The 20511-nt window shown below is 41.9% G+C and carries 12 protein-coding genes and 1 other RNA gene; 8 read left to right on the top strand and 5 right to left on the bottom strand.

Annotated features, from left to right (window positions below; all coding sequences use genetic code 11):
• Nucleotides 1-10 precede the first annotated feature (10 nt).
• Nucleotides 11-1210 (bottom strand): hypothetical protein, encoded by a 1200-nt coding sequence (locus tag BMX95_RS21655; RefSeq protein ID WP_081200498.1) that lies wholly within the window; start codon nt 1208-1210, stop codon nt 11-13.
• 566 nt (nt 1211-1776) lie between these two features.
• On the opposite strand from BMX95_RS21655, the gene BMX95_RS21650 reads away from it, so the two are divergent.
• The 3 genes from BMX95_RS21650 to BMX95_RS21640 all read left to right on the top strand — a co-directional run bounded on the left by BMX95_RS21650 (nt 1777) and on the right by BMX95_RS21640 (nt 7464).
• Nucleotides 1777-2778, top strand: a complete 1002-nt coding sequence (locus BMX95_RS21650) for an AAA family ATPase (protein WP_081200497.1) — start codon at nt 1777-1779, stop codon at nt 2776-2778.
• Nucleotide 2779: 1 nt separating this feature from the next.
• On the top strand, nt 2780-5365 hold the full coding sequence (locus tag BMX95_RS21645) for a S8 family peptidase (protein ID WP_081200496.1): 2586 nt from the start codon (nt 2780-2782) through the stop codon (nt 5363-5365).
• 431 nt (nt 5366-5796) lie between these two features.
• A complete protein-coding gene (locus BMX95_RS21640) occupies nt 5797-7464 on the top strand; it encodes a recombinase family protein (protein ID WP_081200495.1) in 1668 nt (555 codons plus the stop codon).
• 294 nt (nt 7465-7758) lie between these two features.
• On the opposite strand, the gene ssrA is transcribed toward BMX95_RS21640, so the two are convergent.
• The 4 genes from ssrA to BMX95_RS21620 all read right to left on the bottom strand — a co-directional run bounded on the left by ssrA (nt 7759) and on the right by BMX95_RS21620 (nt 12834).
• Nucleotides 7759-8131, bottom strand: a transfer-messenger RNA (tmRNA) gene (gene ssrA, locus BMX95_RS21635).
• Between the two features lie 453 nt (nt 8132-8584).
• The gene (gene rseP / locus BMX95_RS21630) at nt 8585-9943 is read right to left on the bottom strand and encodes an RIP metalloprotease RseP (protein ID WP_081200494.1); all 1359 of its coding nucleotides are present in this window, start codon (nt 9941-9943) and stop codon (nt 8585-8587) included.
• Nucleotides 9944-10114: 171 nt separating this feature from the next.
• Nucleotides 10115-11284 carry a 1-deoxy-D-xylulose-5-phosphate reductoisomerase gene (locus BMX95_RS21625; protein WP_081200493.1) on the bottom strand — a complete coding sequence of 390 codons (1170 nt, stop codon included), beginning with the start codon at nt 11282-11284 and terminating at the stop codon, nt 10115-10117.
• Between the two features lie 56 nt (nt 11285-11340).
• A complete protein-coding gene (locus tag BMX95_RS21620) occupies nt 11341-12834 on the bottom strand; it encodes a GH3 auxin-responsive promoter family protein (protein ID WP_081200492.1) in 1494 nt (497 codons plus the stop codon).
• Nucleotides 12835-13235: 401 nt separating this feature from the next.
• Between BMX95_RS21620 and rplU the strand changes: the two genes are divergently transcribed.
• From rplU to BMX95_RS21590, 5 genes are all read left to right on the top strand, one after another.
• Nucleotides 13236-13538 (top strand): 50S ribosomal protein L21, encoded by a 303-nt coding sequence (gene rplU / locus BMX95_RS21615; protein WP_014216885.1) that lies wholly within the window; start codon nt 13236-13238, stop codon nt 13536-13538.
• Nucleotides 13539-13681: 143 nt separating this feature from the next.
• Nucleotides 13682-13939, top strand: a complete 258-nt coding sequence (gene rpmA, locus BMX95_RS21610; RefSeq protein ID WP_081200491.1) for a 50S ribosomal protein L27 — start codon at nt 13682-13684, stop codon at nt 13937-13939.
• 769 nt (nt 13940-14708) lie between these two features.
• On the top strand, nt 14709-18137 hold the full coding sequence (locus tag BMX95_RS21600) for a pyruvate carboxylase (protein WP_081200490.1): 3429 nt from the start codon (nt 14709-14711) through the stop codon (nt 18135-18137).
• A gap of 144 nt (nt 18138-18281) precedes the next feature.
• Nucleotides 18282-18641, top strand: a complete 360-nt coding sequence (locus BMX95_RS21595; protein ID WP_081200489.1) for a four helix bundle protein — start codon at nt 18282-18284, stop codon at nt 18639-18641.
• 183 nt (nt 18642-18824) lie between these two features.
• Entirely contained in the window at nt 18825-20498 is a 1674-nt protein-coding gene (locus BMX95_RS21590; RefSeq protein WP_081200488.1) for a DNA polymerase/3'-5' exonuclease PolX, read from the top strand.
• Nucleotides 20499-20511: the final 13 nt, after the last annotated feature.

The raw sequence follows: 20511 nt of genomic DNA, 5'->3' as shown, positions 1-20511 counted from the left end.
AAGCAAGGGTTTATTTATTATAGCTTACAGCATCTAGGGGTAGGATTATCGTAATAACACTTCCCTTTGTATTATAATATGGGGTAAATTGATTATCAAGCAAGGTTTTCCAATCATAAAGCTTAATAGTCCCGGCATCAGAACTGGCCACATATTGGTCCTGTACCATATCTCTAAACACGTGTACTTTATTTGTCCTGATTCTTAAAAATCCACGCTCATTAATAGTTTGGAGTACCCTATCAAGGCCCATTCCTTTTATAATACCTTTTTTACCGTCTTCCTTGGTCTGATATTTGGTTAAACAGCGCTTAACAATATCAACCTCTTCATCAATTGATGTATTTTCTGTATAATTTTCACCAAGCCACCTCCCAATAAAACCATCACCACTATCAAATATTGAAATCTCAATAAAGGATATCTTATTTTCCTCATCGGCCTTATAAATAGGATGCATAAAATACCGGTTCAGGGAAGCATTTTTCTCTGAATACTCTTCTATTTTATCTATATAATTTTTATAGTAACGAAAATAAAGCCCTCGTACGCTTGGTTCAATTGGATTACCAAATCTGTCCTTTGTAGCCCAGTCATCCGTATTTTTGAATAATTCATAAATAATGGCATTTAGTGGTTTCAATAATGGATGTAGCTGCCCGATTACTTGTCGGTTAATTTTAGTAGCAAGATTGACAATGATCTGGTTTACATATTGCTCCACCATAACTTCGTCAACCATCATGAAACTTGATGGTTGATAGAACATTTTTACCAAGCCCACATTCCTGGGAAGATGGTCAAAACAAGTCAACATAAATGAATGGCCAATAGGTTTGTAGTTTCTCATTAACTCATTGACTTGCCTGTTTACATCCCGTACATCATCTTTTACTGATTCGCCATTAAGATATTCAAACCTATTCAGCCAGTGCAGGCAGGCACATACGTACCACAAGTATGATTTTGCCGCATCCATAAGTCCCTGCTTTTCCTCATCATTTTTAAATCGCGTCTTTAAGACTTCTAACTTATGATCTCGAATAACAGTTGCGATAAATTGAATTAATGAGGGTAAAACGCCAATGGTTTCTTCCTGGAAATCATTGGGTAATTGAATATCAACAAGGTTTTTAGCACTTTCGTTTCCATATTGCTCATACAACCCTTCGATATCTGCCAAATCCATTTTTTTTTGGATGACTATCATTCCCTGACTAGTGTTTAATTTCTGTAATTTAAAAAAGGTATATTAATAAAGGAATACAAAATGACGACTCCAACAACTAACTCTGGGTTGTTATGCACAAATTCACAATATAGCGTTTATATTCATTAAAGTCAATTCAAAATCAATATTATACCCATTATTCGCGCCGGTGATTCTCAGGCTTTCACTTATGAATCGATACATCGCATAAATTACGTAAATTTCAATGCAAGGGCTTTTTGGAGAAGATAAAAGTCGTCTAAACTTTTCTTCTCCAATAATTTTCCCCAGGCCGAGGGGAGAAAAAACTAATGTTAAATCTGCTGGAAAGACGAAACATGTTAATTTGAAATGTCACTCACCAATGCCCGAAGAACTACCAGTAACTGTACTTTAAACACATTAAATAAAATAAAATATTACTATATGAATGACCAAGAATTGAATACCATGCCACGATTAGAACTCTTTCCCTTTAAAAAATGTCTCCGAAAACCATGGAAATCTTTATTTTGCAAATAAAGATGCTTTTGCAAGATTTTTGAACTCCTTTATTAAATTTTAGCATGAATCAAGAATTATTAGTAAGACTTTTCCGATCCATTGAGGGAGAGCCAACAGAAGATATAGTTCTTGTTGCTGAAAAGATCATTGAAGATGAAACAAAAAAAGGGCATATCAAACTGGCCAATAAGCTAAGTGAAATACTAAAAAAGAATATCAAGAATTACACCTCTTTTAGGAGTGAATTGAAGACCTTGTTACCCCAAGGAATTTCTATTCCGAAGGACAAAAGGTATAATATACCGCTGGCTACCCATGTCGATAGAGATTCACTTAGGCACTATATGGTACTTCCCTTGGACGTAGAAGGAAAAATTCAAAGAATTGAGAAGGAGTTTGCAGCCAAAGATAGATTGGGGCACTATGGTTTATCACCTAAACAAAAAATATTATTATATGGCGCACCTGGCTGCGGTAAAAGCATGGCTGCCGAACGGATTGCATGGACTATAGGGCTTCCTTTTTTGAAGGTGAGATTTGAAGCAATTATATCATCATATCTTGGGGAATCAGCTTCAAACCTTAACCAACTGTTTGAATCAATAAAGTCATTTCCATGTGTGTTATTACTCGATGAATTTGATTTCATTGCTAAAGCAAGATCAACCACCGGGCAGGATGTCGGCGAAATGCACAGGCTTGTAAACCTACTTCTTAATTTATTGGAAGACTATAAGGCTCCTGGGATATTGGTGGCTACAACAAATTTTGAAGGAATAATAGACCATGCTTTATTCCGCCGGTTTGATGAAATAATAGAAATGCCAAAACCTAGCGAAGATCAGATATCAAAGATCCTAATTCAGACACTTTCAGCGGTCTCCCTCTCGAAACACATAAACTGGCATAACATCATAAATTCTTTAATTGGTGCATCAGCAGCCACAGTTGTCAAAATTGCAAACGATGCCGCAAAATTCGCAATAATAAAAGGCGAAAAAGTGGTGGAAGAAGAATATCTGATCACCGCTTTAAGGGAGAATGCTATTTTAATTAAGAAATAATATGCCTGAGTTTCAACACCTAAACCTGGTTCAGGTTGTAGAAAAAAAGCCTTTCATTGGATTTGGAGGGGGCCCCAAAAAGGCCCAGCAAACACAATATAATATTGAGCATCGACAGGAACATTTTGATAAACTGACTGCACAGTTACAATCTGTAAAAGAATCTTGGGAGCTAAATCTTCAAGAAAGAGAGGAAAGCGGCCTACCTGAGATTTCTGATAAAAAAACAATTCCGATTTTTCTTCATATAGATTTAGCAAAAGACGTAGAATCACTAAAAAGTTTTGGAATTGAAGTTATTTCAGAAGAAGAAGAAGGTTTTATACTTGGAGCGAATAGTGACGACCTCAAGACATTTTCTGATCGCCTAGAACAGTTTTTGAACCAAAGCAATAAAAAGTTTAAAGATTCCGCTGCAGGCATATTTGACTTGATAACCGAACCCACTGAAAGGTTAAAGAGAATATTGTCCGCTAATCTATTGGCCAAATGGGAGAGATTACAAGAGGAAAGGGAAATAGTAGTATACATCGCAATATCGAGTTACCTAAAAATTCCTGATTATCCAACACAGGGGGGTAACCAACCAGACGACTCATATAACTCGTCAGTGGCGCGTTGGAAAGACCGAAATCAAGAATGGCAGGTTGCAAAAGACGAATTGTGCATGGAAAGACAGACGGCCTTCGAAAATTTCATCAGGCCCCATAATGGAGTTTTTGTTAGCCTGGTAAGCCAGTATGCCGAATTTGACGATGGCTTTGGATGTAAAATACGTATAAGTGGTGTTGGCTTGAAAGACTTAGCCTTAAATTTTCCGTTCATATTTAACATATTGGAGCATGATCCCCTATTAAGTTTTCAAGGGACTACTGAGCTTGAAAGACTACTTGAAATAGAAGTAGCAGCCCCCGATGAGAATTTTCCGAAAGTTTGTGTTATTGATAGCGGTATTCAAGAAGGTCACCGATTACTAGCTCCCGCTATTGATGGAACTTTATCTATCTCATATGTACCCAATGATCTAGACACGTTTGATAAGGTTTCAAACGGTGGCCATGGAACAAGAGTTGCAGGAGCTGTGTTGTTTCCAATTGGATTACCGTCAAATGGTACCCATGTAAAAGCACCCTTCTGGATACAAAACGCGAGAATTTTAGATGATGAAAATCTGTTGAGCAGCAGCCTTAATGAATCGGATTTAATGAAAATGATTGTTGACCGATTCAAGCCTACAAGGATATTTAATCTTTCTGTTTCCAATGGCCGACCGGAAAACTACATTCATATGCCGCTGTGGTCTGCTACAATAGACAAGTTAATTTGGGAAAATGATATCCTTTTTTGCATAGCCGCGGGCAATATTTCTCAACACTCGAATAATCCTGAAATTCCCGGTGTATTAAATTATTTAACAGATGGTGTTGTATATCCTGCATTTTTGAAACATGGGAAGAGCAAGATAACAAATCCGGGATATAGTTGCTTTGCATTAACCGTAGGATCAATTTCTGATTCAGAGTTTGAAGATGAAGTTTTTAAATGCATTGGTTCTCGAGATTTACCTTCTGCTTTTTCTAGATCAGGACTTGGCTTATGGGGAATGATTAAACCCGACGTTGTTGAATATGGAGGCGATTTTGTAATAAACAAACCCACCGGGGACAACGTAATTGCCCATACCGAATCATCTCCGAATCTAATAAGGTCAACCCGGGATAACGGTCCAGCAGTTGGACGAGATGTCGTTGGGACATCATTTACAACTCCTAAGGTCACTCATATAGTAGCATCTTTACAAAACTTATATCCGCATGAGACAACTTTATTGTACCGGGCATTGGTTGTTCAATCAGCTCGAATACCTTCTGCAGCAGAAAAAATTGAGGAATTTATCAGCCACTACGGCTATGGCATACCAAACATTGAAAGAGCAATTTCCAATTCCACAAGGAGAGTTACTCTTTATGCATCCGGACTTGTAAATCCGAAAAATTCTGATTTATACCTTGTAAAACTTCCTAACGAAATTACCAGACCCGGCTATGATTATGATGTATTAATAGAAATAACACTTTCCTTTAAAGCAGAGCCCCGCATTACTAGACGTAAGACCAATTCTTATCTTTCCGCGTGGCTTGATTGGGAAACCTCGCGAAAAGGAGAAACACAAAAAACTTTTTCCGAAAGAATACTCGCAGCAAATAACGAGACTCAAGAAGACTTTGAAGAACCGAATCTTGATGAAGAAAATACAGATAATGTTGATGATCTCAAACCAGAATCATTTAAGTGGACTATTGGATCAAAAGGCAAAGACGGAGAGTTAAAAGGTGTCAAACGCCAAGATAGCACTGTTCAAAAAGACTGGTGCATTGAAAAATCCAATCAACTTCCAAAAGAATTTCTTATAGCTGTAAAAGGGCATAAAGGCTGGGAAAAAAATTTAGATAAAGAAATTCCCTATTCTATAGTTGTAAGTTTTGAAGTTCTTAATACAGAAATTGAAGTTGACATCTACAACCTTGTGAGAATTGAAAATCAGGTAGAAGTTGAATCGCAGCAAGAAATTCAAATAACCACATAAACGGAATTCCTAAGTTGAGTATATCTGCAGCCGCAATTGGCTACCATACATGAGTCATGAAATTTTCGCGTTTTTCCAATATCGCCCGGCATCTTTTTCAGCAACCCAATCTTTTCGCTTTTGGACTTTTACAATTAATGCCTCGTAAAACTTTTCATTTTTTCTAAAACTTCAACATATTTATCTATTAAATTGAAACATAACCTTAGTAATCGAAAGTTCTGTCGATTTTCATCATAATATCTCCACTGATTCATTTCAGCAGTTATCGCCAAGAATTTTGTTAACACATGCAATAATACTACCCCAAAATTTGTCTAATAAATAATAGCACTACGATTCAGAAACAGCAGTTACTCAAAAAAGGTGGCCACGTATTTAACAAAGTGCTGTTTTGATTAAAATGTCTTTCCTCACTATAAATCTGTATAATGACAAAAATTGCAGATTTATATATTAGAGTTAGCACCAAGGAACAAAAACTAACTGGTTTTTCTCAGGGTTATCAGGAGGATGTGTTAAAAACCTACTGTACTATCAACTCCTTAGAAATAGGCAAAATTGTCTTCGAGGATTATTCAGCAAAAACTTTTAATAGACCAGCCTGGAACAGACTATTTGCAGAATATAAAAGTAAAAAACTCACCACACCAAGGCTCTTATTGGTAACCAAATGGGATCGTTTCAGCAGAAACACAGGTGATGCCTATTATATGATCAGACAATTGGCCCTTCTTTGCATTGAGGTCCTGGCTATTGAACAGCCTTTGGATACAAGAATTCCGGAAAGCAAAATTATGATGGCTTTTTTCTTGGCATTGCCTCAGGTGGAAAACGAAAGAAGGGGATTAAATATCAAACAAGGACTTGAAAAAGGAATTAAGGAAGGCAGATGGATGGGACTTGCACCTGTAGGCTATATTAATAAAATAACTAAAGAGGGATCCAAATATATTGAACCTATTGAGCCCTATGCAACCTTAATGAAGATGGCGTTCAATGAAATTGCAAAGGGTATTCTCCCTGTTTCACAGATATATCAAACATTAACAAAGTCAGGTTTTACTAAGGGTTCTAATTGCTTCTGGCGTGCTATCCGAAACCCGGTATATTGTGGGAAGATTTTGTTAAAGCAGAAAGGTGCTGCAAAACCGGTTTATATATTGGGGCAACATCGCGCTATCATTTCGGAGTCGTTATTTTTAAGGGTGCAACAAGTTTTGGTATTAAGAAAAAAACACCAGAGAAATAGTAGCGGTAATGATCATTTTCCACTGCGTGGTTTCTTAGGATGCCCTATATGCAGTAAGTTCATGACAGGAAGTGGATCTACTGGTAAGAGAAAGATTGTATACTATTATTATCATTGCCAAACAAGCCGACATCCAAGAATTCGAATAGAGCAAGTGCATCAGCAATTCAAATCCTTTTTGGAACAGCTTATCCCTATAGATTATTTTGACAAGATTTACCAAAAAGTGCTTGCCGAAGTAGTTAGCAATATCCTTAAGGAAGCGTGGAATAAAAAAGTGAAATTGACCAGCAAGATTGAAATTCTATCTTATAAGATTGATAAAATCAAATCTCTTCTCTTATCAGATAGTATAGACGTTGCGGATTATAGGTCTATGAAAAATGAATGTGATGTGCAAAAGACAATATTAGAAGAGGCTCTTATAACTACAAATAATGCGATCAATAGAATTATGGATACGGTAAAGCATGGAATATTTAATATATCCAAAATAAGTGAATTATATGAGATGCTTTCCACTAACGAAAAAAAGGAGATAATAAATTACTTGTTTCCTCACGGTATCATATACGACGAATCGTGCTTCAGCCTTACAAATATTTCCTCAAGCCTTCAATTAATCTACACAGAGCCCGATCCGTTTGACCGCCAACTTCAGACGCTTGCTCCATCAAAAAAACAAATACCAGAATCAGCGCTTATAGATGAAGTACCCTTCTTCAAAGAACTAATAACCTTCATCATTAGCGATAATCTTTTTATCACATTCAAACAAGCCAAAGAAATTATAAACTTTTTCAACAGAATTGCAGAACTCTCTTTACGTGTCATTGACATCTATTAAACATTAGATCGGTGGATTATGCTTTTTAATGGGTTCGATGTACGTGATTTTGTGTTCGAATACTCCATAAAAGGGGTTCGATGTCTGTTCAGCTATAGCCAACTTTTTGTCACATGAATTTTAATTACAATGCATAACTATACTCAATGAGGACTGATGCTTTTATATACCCACGAAATAGCCATGTGCTATCTGCAATGATTATCAATATGATGGATAATATAACATAGATTGGAAGAAACAAAAAATGGATAACCTTTCGCAAAGTTATCCATTAATATAATTACACATTCGAAGTGGAGTCGAGGGGACTCGAACCCCTGTCCAAACATATCCTCCAAAAGCTTTCTACATGTTTATTCCGGCATTACTTGTCGGGAAACAACAGGAGACGGACGAACCAATTGCTTCCTTAGCTGGATAGTCTTTTGTAACCGGCACAGCCTACGGTCACAGCATTCTGTATTTGTTTTGAGTCGGCGGCGGGGATTGGTAACAGAACAACCTTCCCGGCGGCCCTAATGACTACTTAATCACTGATTAGGCAGCCATGGCAAATTGTGTATTGCCATTTGAGTTTTGAATATTCAGATTAACGTGCTAATTATCCAACGCACGACATGCTTACACCTTCAAAGATCTACGCTGTCAAAACCAAAGCGACCCCATGATTAAACAACGAACCACAAATTTATAATTTTTCCCCGTCATTACCAATCATTTACCACTATTGATCCAGCAATATGGTGCCGGAATGGAGGGTAATGGCGTGGGTATAGCCTGAGAATGGCCTAACCATTGCCTGGGCATTGCCTTACAGCTAAGGGGAGTTCCAGGGAGACCGCAGGCAGTCCCCAGGCAATATCCAGGCCATCTGACTACCATTCCAGTACCATTACGGTACCATTCGAATGCTTATTATATGGCTGGCGCCCGGGATACCCAAACCAAACAGCAACATTACCCGGACCTAATCCGGATAAACTCCCTTCCTGGTCCCTGTTTGGTCCCTGTCATGTCCTTGTGAGGTCCTTGTCAGGTGATTTTCAAACTGGAATATGGGCCATAAAAAAAGCCCCGACTGTACCGTCGGGGCTTTTTTATCAATATCTTATAAATGCTAGTGTTTGAACAAATAGCGCCAGAAGTCGAGGCCCAGCGCGTAGGCCATAACGCCCAGCAACAGGATCATACCCGCCATTTGCGCATATTCCATGAATTTATCGCTTGGCTTGCGGCCGGTGATCATTTCGTACAGGGTAAACAGTACGTGACCGCCATCCAGGGCCGGAATAGGTAGAATGTTCATGAACGCCAGCACAATGCTTAACAGGGCTGTCATCGTCCAGAAGCGTTCCCAATCCCATTGGGCCCCAAACATGTTACCGATGGTCAAAAAGCTACCCAGCGATTCGCTGGCTTTTACTTCCTTGCTGGTGAACAGCAGTTTGAAGTTCTGCACGTTCATCACCAGGGTATTCCAGCCTTTTTTCACCCCTGCCGGCAGGGAAGCCAGGAAGGAATATTTTTTTGTTTCAAATTTCAGGAACTTATCGGGCGGACGTGGATAAAAACCAATGCTGGCATCGGCTGCCAGTGTCACCTTTACGGCCACTGTATCGGCGCCACGCAGTACGGTCAATGCAATTTCTTTATCCTTATAGTTCTTTTTTATATCGCTCAGCTCATAAAACGAACCAATAGGCTGGTCGTTGAATGCGATGATCTGATCGTCTTTCTGTAAAGCTCCTGCCGTGAATTTAGCGCTGTTGTTAACGCTGTCTACCACTGCCGGGAACCGGGGATAGGCAAGCGGATCGCCTTTACGTTTGATCAGTGCACTGATGGTGCCCTCAGGTATGGATAAATCCATATTCTGTCCATCGCGTACGATCTGAATGGTTTTTGCTTCATTCAGGATGATATCGGTGCTCAAACGGCTGAAGTTCTCGATCTCCTTTCCGTTCACCGCCATGATCTTGTCGCCATCCTTCAAACCAATGCTTTTACCCAGGCTATCTACATATACACCATAAGTTACATTTTTAGCGGGCAGGTATTCTTCTCCATAATGCCAAAGGATCATGGCAAACAAAAAGAAACCGAGTATAAGGTTAACCGTAACACCACCGATCATGATTATCAAACGCTGCCAGGGTTTCTTACTGCGGAACTCATAAGGCTCTGGTGGCAGCTTCATCTGCTCTTTATCCATGCTTTCGTCGATCATCCCGGAGATCTTTACATAACCGCCGAGGGGCAACCAACCTATTCCATATACTGTTTCTCCTACCTGCTTTTTAAACAGGGAAAACCAGGGATCAAAGAACAGATAAAATTTTTCTACCCTGCATTTAAACCATTTGGCGGGCAAAAAGTGGCCCATCTCATGCAAGATGACCAGTATGGATAAGCATAATATTAATTGTCCGGCTTTAATACCTACTACAGCCCAGTCTATTGCTAACAATGTGATCATATGATTGCTAAAACGCGGTGTGTTTATTTTAAATTACGCTCAAAATATTGAATTATCCCGCAAATCCCTTAACCGCTTAAAAAAATTAACTGAAAAACAGCTATCAGCTTATGCTTTAAGCAGTAAGCGGCACTGTATGAACAACACGTAAAACGCCTTCCGGTTCAATATTTACAGCTTAATAAGAGAGGCGGCAAAATTACGGGCCTCCCCATCGCTTTCAAAATATTCTTCCAGTGTGGGTTTTTCTATAACCGGCACGTATTGCAGGGTTCGTTCTATGAGGTCGGTCATATCCAAAAAGCCGATACGATTGCGTAAGAATGCAAATACGGCAATTTCATTGGCGGCATTCAGCACACAGGGCTGGTTTCCACCCCTGAACAGGGCATCGGTGGCCAGTTGCAGGTTGCGGAATGTTTTGGTATCGGGTTCCTCAAATGTAAGCTGGGCGGGATTTCTGAAATTGTACCGCGGGAACTGGTTGGGTATACGGTGTGGGAAAGCCAGGGCATACTGAATAGGCAGCTTCATATCGGGTAAACCCATCTGAGCTTTAATGCTGCCGTCTTCAAATTGCACCAGGCTGTGTACAATACTTTGGGGGTGAACAAGTACCTGTACCTGATCGGGCTCCAGGTCAAACAGCCACTTGGCTTCAATCATTTCAAGCCCTTTGTTCATTAAAGTAGCGGAGTCGATGGTGATCTTGGCGCCCATTTGCCAGTTGGGATGCTGCAGCGCATGATCGCGCTTTACATTCACCAGGTAATTAGGTTTTTTGCCAAGAAATGGTCCGCCGCTCGCCGTTAAGATCACTTTTTCGATCTTGTTACGGGTTTCGCCTACCAGGCACTGAAATATAGCGGAGTGTTCTGAATCCACAGGGATCACAGGTACTCTTTTTTCGATGGCCTTCTGCATCACAATATCACCTGCCACTACCAGTGTTTCTTTATTGGCCAGAGCCACAGCCTTTCCTGCCTCCAGCGCGCATAGCGTAGGGCGTAAGCCGGCAAAGCCAACAATAGCTGCCAGCATCATATCGTAACAATCCATACCGGCTACATCTTCCAGTGCTTTTTCACCGGCAAATACTTTTATATCGGTATTGGAAAGGGCTTCTTTTACTATTTTATATTTGTGCTCGTCACCTATTACTACAATATTGGGATTGAAATGCAAGGCCTGTTTAATCAACAACTCTTCATTACTAAAAGCAGTCAATACTTCGGCGGTGAATTTGTCGGGATTGGAAGCGATCACTTCCAACGCCTGACTACCCACTGAGCCTGTTGAGCCGAATATTGCTATGCGTCTTTGTGGAAAACTGTTCGACATGTTCCGGTTTCAATAAGTTTTTTAGTAAGCTAAATCAGACAGCCTTAACGTTAAAACTACTCTACATATTTTTCAAGTGCCGTTGCAATATTGCGGTCATTGCTTAACCGGGGCACTTTATTCTGACCGCCTAATTTACCTATGGATTTCATGTAATCGATAAACCCATGCTTTTTAACCGGGCGAATTTGCAATGGTAACAATATATTGCCGGCGATAAGATCGTCGTAATAGATGTTCTTTTTGCGCAGGTTCTCATTTACTTTTTCAGCAAACCTGTCTAAATTGGAAGGCCTGTTCTCAAACTCAATGAACCACTCGTGGTATGATTTTCCTTTACCCTGCGCAATCATAGGCGCTACCGTAAATTCGGTAATGTGCACGCCTTCTTCCTCTGCGGCCTTGATCAGGCTGTGTTCCACTTCTTCCCCTATAACGTGTTCGCCAAATGCCGAAATAAAATGTTTAATGCGGCCTGTTACTACCAGTCTGTACGGATTGGTGGAAACAAATTTAACGGTATCTCCAATATTATACCCCCACAAACCTGCATTGTTGTTTATGATCAATGCATAGTTCTCCCCTACTTTCACATCTTTAAGTGTAAGGCGGGTTGGGTTGGCGTTGAATATTTCTCCGGCAGGAATAAACTCGAAGAATATTCCGCTGTTTGTATTTAATAATAAGCCTTCGGCATCCTGTGAATCCTGGAAAGCCATAAAGCCTTCCGATGCAGGAAATGTTTCAATAGTAGCTACTTTGCCACCGATGCTTTCCATCAGTTTGTTGCGATAGGGCTCAAAGTTTACGCCGCCATGTACCAGCACAGAGAAGTTGGGAAATATTTCCTTGATCTTCTTTCCGGTTTTTTCCTGCAGCCTGTCGAAATACATTTGCGCCCATGGTGGTATGCCACTGATCAGGGTCATATCCTGGTTAATGGTTTCGGCTACTATTTTATCGAGCTTGGTTTCCCAGTCCTCGATGCAATTGGTTTCGTACGAAGGCAGTTGGTTGGCGCGCAGATAGCTGGGCACATGGTGATTCACTATACCGCTTAACCGACCTGTAGGGATGCCGCCTATGCGTTCCAGTTCGGGCGAACCTGATAAAAAGATCATTTTACCCTCGGTAAAGTTGGTATTACCCGATTCGGCAATATAACACAACAGGGCATTGCGGGCCGTGTTGATGTGGTTGTCGATGCTTTCTTTACTTATGGGAATATACTTTACACCACTGGTGGTGCCGGAGGTTTTAGCCAGGTAAATAGGCAGTCCTTTCCAGAGAACGTTGTGTTTACCTTCCTTTATTTTTTCGATATAAGGCTTGAACTGTTCGTAGTCACGCACCGGCACGGCCTGAACGTATTCTTCATGCACATTTATATCCTGCAAATGGTGTTCTTTACCAAATTCAGTTGCCTTACCTATTTTAAGCAGCTCTTTCAGGATGGCTTCCTGATCAGCTACTGCGGTGGTCATGCCCTTTTTTACGCCTTTATATATGTAGTGGGCAAAAGGTTTTGCCAGAAATGATTTTATTTTCATTGAATCCCGTATTCCATCAGTTAGGAAAAACAAACCTACATCAATTAGTGAAATACGCAAAGACTGATTTGCAGTAATTCACGCAAAGCTATTATTAACTGGTTCAATGTCTGATTGTTCGGAATGGAACTGTTAAAAAACCATTAGACACCGTTGCCAGTTACGGGTTTCCGGTTTCCCGGTTACCGGTGTCTGGTAACCGGAAATCAGCTACATATATAATATATTATATCCTATTCAAGGTTGTTGGGGCATTCTTGTAAATGGCTAATAATCAGTATTTCTTCTTAATTTGCAGAAATAGCGGCCATTTTCGCCCTGAAAATCGTAAAAAAAATCGCTTTAAAGCCTTCGCAATCTGCTTCAAACCCTTACCTTTGCACTCCTAATTTTGGAAACCTATGTTTGCAATAGTTAAAATCGCGGGTCAGCAATTTAAGGTTCAAAAGGACCAAACTTTATATGTACCGCGTGTAGACGGTAAAGCCGGAGACAAAGTTGAATTTTCAGAGATCCTGTTGTTAGATGACGCAGGAAAACTGTCAGTAGGCAGTGCAGTAAAAGGTACTGTTAAAGCTGAAATCCTTGATCAGGTTCAGGGCGATAAAGTAATCGCTTTTAAAATGAAAAGAAGAAAGGGTTTCCGCAAGAAACACGGCCACCGCACGCACTACACAAAGATTCAGGTAACAGCAATCGCTTAATACATTCCAATAAACAAATCGCAAGCTCCAAATTTGTTGAGCAAGTGCATTTGAGTTATCCGGACATGAATTTGGTTTTTGTTATTTGAATGTTGGTTCTGTTGAATAAGACATTATTTTAAAAAATTTTCAAACAATCTACCATGGCACATAAAAAAGGGGAAGGTAGCGTAAAGAACGGTCGCGACTCACAAAGTAAGCGCTTAGGCGTTAAAATTTACGGTGGTCAATCAGCTATTGCTGGTAACATCATCGTTCGTCAACGCGGCACCGTTTACCATCCTGGTAAAAACGTTGGTCTTGGAAGAGACTACACCATTTTCGCATTGACTGATGGTGTTGTTGAATTCAGAAAGACAAAGAACGACAAGACTATCATCAGCGTAGTAACAGTAGCGTAATTCATTATTCGTAAAGTTGCCTGCATAGGGATTTTTTCACATTTAGTGAAAAAATTTTTGGCGGTTTGGAAATAGTTTATATTTTTACATCTGTTAAATTCTATTTACTAACCGTTAAATTCACGTAAACATGGCAACTAAAAAGAAAGCCGCTAAAAAAGCTGCAAAGAAAGCTGTAAAAAAAGCTGCTCCTAAAAAGAAAGCTGCTAAGAAGAAAGCTGCGAAAAAAGCTTCTAAGTAATTAGACCGCTTCTTTGAAAGCAAAAAATATCAAAGTCCTCCCGGTTCCGGGGGGACTTTTTTATTGTACTTGTTCTACTTCGCTCAATGCTTAGGTATATCTCCTGAAACCCGCTACCAGAGCGAGTTTCAGCGTTACAAGTTCAAAGTTTTAAGTTGAAAGTATTAAGTTTAAAGTTCAAGGAGGTACGGCGCGCAACGGTGTATTGCTTAAAGCTTATTGCTTACAGCTTGAAACTTAAAGCCTCTTCTCAATTAAATAACCTTTCCACTATCACCAATCATAACCTTTCCCTTCTTATTTTTACACCGGCTTTATCAGTAACCTCATTCCTGTTTATACAAGCCTATATAAAACCACTTATCTCCTTCTACCCTGGTATTGTTTTTTAAGTCTCCTATGAAATCATCAACATGGTTTCGTGTATCCGTCCCACAGTCCCAACCCAACCCTGTTGATGCATCGCCAAACAACATCGCTTTTCAGGATTCCTTTATCGATCAATAACAAAAACTACAACTGCCTGTCATGTTTAAAAAAATCCTTGTTGCCAACCGCGGCGAAATTGCCATTCGGGTATTGCGTGCTGCTACAGAGTTAAACATTAAGACCATTGCCGTTTACACGTTCGAAGACCGGTATTCCCTCCATCGTTACAAAGCCGATGAAGCCTATCAGATCGGGAAAAATGATGATCCGCTAAAACCTTACCTCGATATTGAAGCCATCATCAGCGTTGCCAAACACGAAAAAGCCGATGCCATCCATCCCGGTTATGGCTTCCTGTCAGAGAACGCCCGCTTTGCGCAAAGATGTGCCGAAGAAAACATTGTGTTTGTTGGCCCCACTGCGCATATCATGGACCAACTGGGCGATAAGATCGCTGCCAAAAAAGTAGCCAAACAGGCCGGCGTACCCATGATCGAAGACAGCCAGGCCGATATTCAATCAGCCGATATTGCTTTACAGGAAGCCCGCCGTATCGGTTACCCCATTATCATCAAAGCTGCTGCAGGTGGCGGTGGGCGCGGCATGCGGGTGGTTCGCCATGAAGAAGACCTGGAAAAAACCATGCTGGAAGCACGCAATGAAGCCAAAACTGCTTTTGGTAACGATACCGTGTTCTTTGAAAAGTTTATTGAATCACCCAAACATATAGAAGTACAGATCCTCGGCGATCAACATGGCAATATCATTCATTTGTTTGAAAGGGATTGCTCCGTGCAACGCCGCTTTCAAAAAGTAGTGGAAGTAGCACCTGCCATCTCACTGAAAACCGAAACGCGTCAAAAACTACACGACTATGCCATTCGTATTTGCAAACAGGTAGGGTATAACAATGCCGGCACTGTCGAGTTCCTGGTAGATAAAGCCGAGCACATCTATTTTATTGAAGTAAATCCCCGCATCCAGGTTGAACATACGGTTACCGAAGAAATAACCGGAATAGATATTGTTAAAAGCCAGATCCTGGTAGCACAGGGATATGCGCTTACCGATGCCCCCATCAACATTGCTTCGCAAGACCAATTACAGATCTCCGGCGTGGCCATTCAATGCCGCGTTACCACCGAAGACCCTTCCAATAACTTTAAACCCGACTTCGGTACGCTCATCGCCTATCGCAATGCGGGCGGTCCGGGTATCCGGTTAGATGAAGGCAGCTCCTACCCCGGCGTTAGTATCTCCCCTTTCTTCGATTCCTTACTGGTAAAGATCACCGCCAGTGGCCGCAACCTCGCAGAAACCTGTGACCGGTTGGTGCGTACGCTAAAAGAGTTTCGTATACGCGGTGTAAAGACCAACATTGCGTTCCTGGAGAACGTGCTACAAAATACTACCTTTCAAAATGGGCTCGCTACCGTTGATTTTATCGACAACCATCCGGAGTTGTTTCATTTTGAACCGCGCATGGACCGCGGCACCAAGGCCCTGCAATACCTGGCTGAAATTATTGTGAACGGTCATCCTGATGTGCCGGCTGTGAATCCAGCCATCACCTTTCGCACCCCGGTAGTACCCGATACCGTACAACCAGCCATCACCAAAGGTTCCAAAGACCGGCTTACCGAAATGGGCCGGGAGAAATTTCTGGACTGGTTAAAAAACAATCCCGCCATTCAGTATACCGATACCACTTTCCGCGATGCACACCAGTCGCTGCTGGCTACCCGGGTACGCACTACCGATATGCTGAAGGTGGCTGAAACCGTGGCTAAAAACCATCCGGAGATCTTTTCACTGGAAATGTGGGGCGGCGCCACCTTCGATGTAGCCCTTCGCTTTTTGCACGAATGCCCCTGGCAGCGCCTGCAACTGATGCGCGAACGCATTCCCAACATCCTGTTCCAGATGCTGATCCGCGGTTCTAACGCCGTAGGCTATACCGCCTACCCCGATAACCTGGTTGAAACCTTTATCGAGGAATCCTGGAAGAATGGCATCGACATCTTCCGCATTTTCGATTCACTGAACTGGCTCGAAGGCATGCAGGTAAGCATCAATGCCGTTCGCGAAAGAACCGGTGGACTGGCAGAAGCCTGTATTTGTTATACCGGCGATTTCCTGGACCCGAAACGCAATCAAAAATTCAACCTGCAATACTACATCGACCTGGCCAAACGCCTGGAAGATGCCGGCGCTCACATCCTGGGCATAAAAGATATGGCCGGTCTGCTAAAACCAATACAGGCAGGCATACTGGTGAGTGAGTTGAAAAAATCGATCAACATTCCCATTCACCTGCATACCCACGACACCTCCTCTATTCAGTCTGCCACTTATTTAAAAGCTATTGAAGCCGGCGTTGATGTGATCGATGTGGCGCTTGCCTCCATGTCGGGCTTGACCTCACAACCCAATTTCAATTCTATTGTGGCCATGATGCAGGGCCATCCCCGCGAACAATCCATGAACCTGCATAAACTGAATGAGCTTTCCAACTACTGGGAAGATGTGCGTGAATTTTATTATCCGTTCGAATCGCAATTAAAGGCCGGGACCGCCGAAGTATTCGATCATGAAATCCCCGGCGGACAATACTCCAATTTACGGCCGCAGGCGCGTTCATTGGGACTGGAAAACCAGTTTACCGAGATCAAGAAGAACTATGTAGTAGTGAATAAACTGTTTGGCGATATTGTAAAAGTAACGCCCTCCTCAAAAGTAGTCGGCGATATGGCCCTGTTCATGACAGCTAATGAATACACCGAGCAGGATATCTTCGATAAAGGCGAAACCCTTTCCTTCCCCGATTCAGTGATCGGTTTGTTCCGCGGTGACCTGGGACAAACACCGGGCGGTTTTCCGCAAACCCTGCAGAAGCTGATCCTCAAAAATGAGCAGCCCTTCACCGACCGGCCCAACGCCCATTTACAACCGCTGAACCTGGTAAAAGAAAAACAACAATTCGAAACCAAATATGGCAAACAGTATTCGAATCTCGATCTGCTAAGCGCCCTGTTCTATCCCAAAGTATTCGACGAATACCATCAGTTTAAATTGTCGTTCGGGGAAGTATACTATGTCCCCTCTCCCAATTTCTTTTATGGCCTCAAGCCCAATGAAGAAACGCTCATTGAACTGGCCCCGGGCAAAAGCATTCTCATAAAATTTTTACATATGAGCCAGGTAGATGAGAATGGGTATAAACAGGTGTTCTTCAAACTGAACGGACAAACCCGTTCTATATTCATAAAAGACAAAAGCTTTACTGCCGTAAAACCCACGCATAAAAAAGTGAGTGCACCCAATGAGATCGGTGCTCCCTTGCAAGGCAAGCTGTCGAAAATACTGGTTAAAACCGGCGATGCGGTGCAAAAGAATACGCCCCTGTTTGTTATCGAGGCTATGAAAATGGAAAGCACTATTGTGGCACCGAGTGCGTCGGTTGTTCAGCGGGTTGTGTTATCGGAAGGGGTGTTTGTGGAACAGGATGATGTGGTTATAGAACTGTAAGGTGAGTGGTGAGTTGTCAGTAGTGAGTGAGCTGCAAGTGAGTGGTCAGTGGTCAGTGGTGAGTGGGTTTCCGATTTTTCAGATCTCCGAAAATTTGCGAACTTCACTCACTACTCGTCATTCCATTAAACTTAAATCCGTTCTATGTTTTTACAGCTTGCTCATACCCAATTGGATGTCTTTCAATATTCACAGGATCTGGCCATGGAATGCTATAGGATAACAAGAACTTTTCCAGCCGATGAAAAGTTCGCCATGGTGCAGCAAATAAGAAGAGCCGCCTTGTCGGTACACTTGAATATAGCAGAGGGTTGTTCCCGGAAATCAAAAGCTGAAAGAAAACGATTTTTTGAAATTGCCAGAGGCTCCGTTATTGAAATTGACAGTGCAATTGGAATTGCTCATAAACTCGCCTATGCTTCTTTAGAACAATTACAACCCCTTGGTGACTCCATTTTAAATAATTTCAAAGCATTAAGCGGAATGATTACCCAATGTGGATAGTCAGTTGTCAATAATGGGTGAGGCGCCTGATTTTTCAGAAATCTTTAAAATTCGCGAGCCCACTCACTACTGACAACTCACCACTCACTACTGACAACTCACCACTCACTTGCATCTCTCACCATTCACTTGCATTTCCTCACCAATTAGCCTTAATTTAGCAGCAGTTCAACTTATCACCTTATGATCGACAACTACTTCATAGCCGACCAATTTTCCCTGCTGGCCAAATTAATGGATATGCATGGGGAGAATTCGTTCCGGTCGAAAACCTATTCCAGTGCCGCTTTTGCTATTGAAAAAGTAACAAACCCACTTGCAGAGATGCCTGAAGATAAACTGACCTCCATAAAAGGCATTGGTGAATCTGTAGCTAAAAAAGTAATTGAAATAGTACGCACCGGCAAACTGGGCGCCCTGGAAGATATTATCTCGAAAACCCCGCCCGGACTGCTCGAAATGATGAACATCAAAGGGCTGGGACCGAAAAAAATAGCTACCATCTGGAAAGAGATGGGAATTGAATCAGTAGGTGAATTGTTATATGCCTGCAATGAAAACCGGTTAACCCTCTTCAAAGGTTTTGGTGAGAAAACACAAAAGAATGTGCAGGATTCCATCGAGTTCTATATGAAGAACCAGGGCAGCCACCTGTATGCCGAAACGGAAGTGTATGCCATTGCCATTGACACCACCTTAAAGAAACAATTCCCCCAACAACAATTTGCCCTTACCGGACAATTCAGACGTCAGGTAGAGATCATTGACCGGCTGGAATGGGTAACCACCGCCACCAATGAGGAACTGTTGGCCTTCCTCGGCGACAATAATTACACTACCCAGGAAACACTGGAAGACATCTTTAGCGTACTTGGCCCCGAGAACGTATTGCTGAAGTTTTACCGGGCAACTCCCGAAACATTCAACAGCGTGCTGTTCCAAACCAGCGGCAGCGAAGATTTTATTGCTGCCTGTCAGGCCTTACCGGGCTGGAAACCTACTGCTTCCTATCAATCGGAAGAAGAAATATTTTCCGCCCTGCAATTACCGGTTATTGCACCCGCCTTACGGGAAAAAGCAACCGCGCTGACCTCAAAAAACAGTCAGGCTACCTTAATACAACCCGGCGATATCAGAGGCATTATTCACAGCCACAGCCAGTGGAGCGATGGTGTGCATACGGTGGAAGATATGGCCAAAGCCTGCATCGATCAGGGCTATGAATACCTGGTGATCAGCGATCACAGTAAAAGCGCCGCCTATGCCAATGGGTTAACGGAAGAACGTATTCGCGAACAACACCGCTACATCGATGAGCTGAATGAAAAATTCAAGCCATTCAAAATATTCAAAAGTATAGAGTGCGATATTTTAGGCGATGGCGCCCTGGATTATTCCAACAATGTGCTTGCTACTTTCGACCTGGTGATCGCCTCGGTGCATTCCAACTTAAAAATGACCGAAGACAAAGCCATGATGCGGTTACTGAACGCCATCCGTAACCCCTTCACGACCATCCTGGGTCACATGACGGGCCGTTTATTGCTCAGTCGCCCCGGCTACCCTGTTGATCATGTAACCATCATCGATGCCTGTTTGGAGAACCAGGTGGTGATTGAATTGAATGCACACCCCCGCCGGCTGGATATGGACTGGCGCTGGATTGATTATGCCATCGAAAAAGGCGTATTGATCTCCATCGATCCCGATGCACACTCTATTGACGGGTACGATTGCCGGTATGGCGTTTTGGCTGCGCAGAAAGGCGGCTTAACAAAACAACAGAATCTTAGTAGTTACTCGCTTCAACAATTTGAAGAATATTTAGCTAATAGGAAGAAGGCTAAAAATATATAGAATACAGTTCAAA

The organism is Niastella yeongjuensis (genome assembly GCF_900110245.1).
GTDB lineage: Bacteria > Bacteroidota > Bacteroidia > Chitinophagales > Chitinophagaceae > Niastella > Niastella yeongjuensis.
The sequence above is the reverse complement of the archived record's forward strand: the minus strand, read 5'-3'. Positions and strand labels throughout refer to the sequence as shown.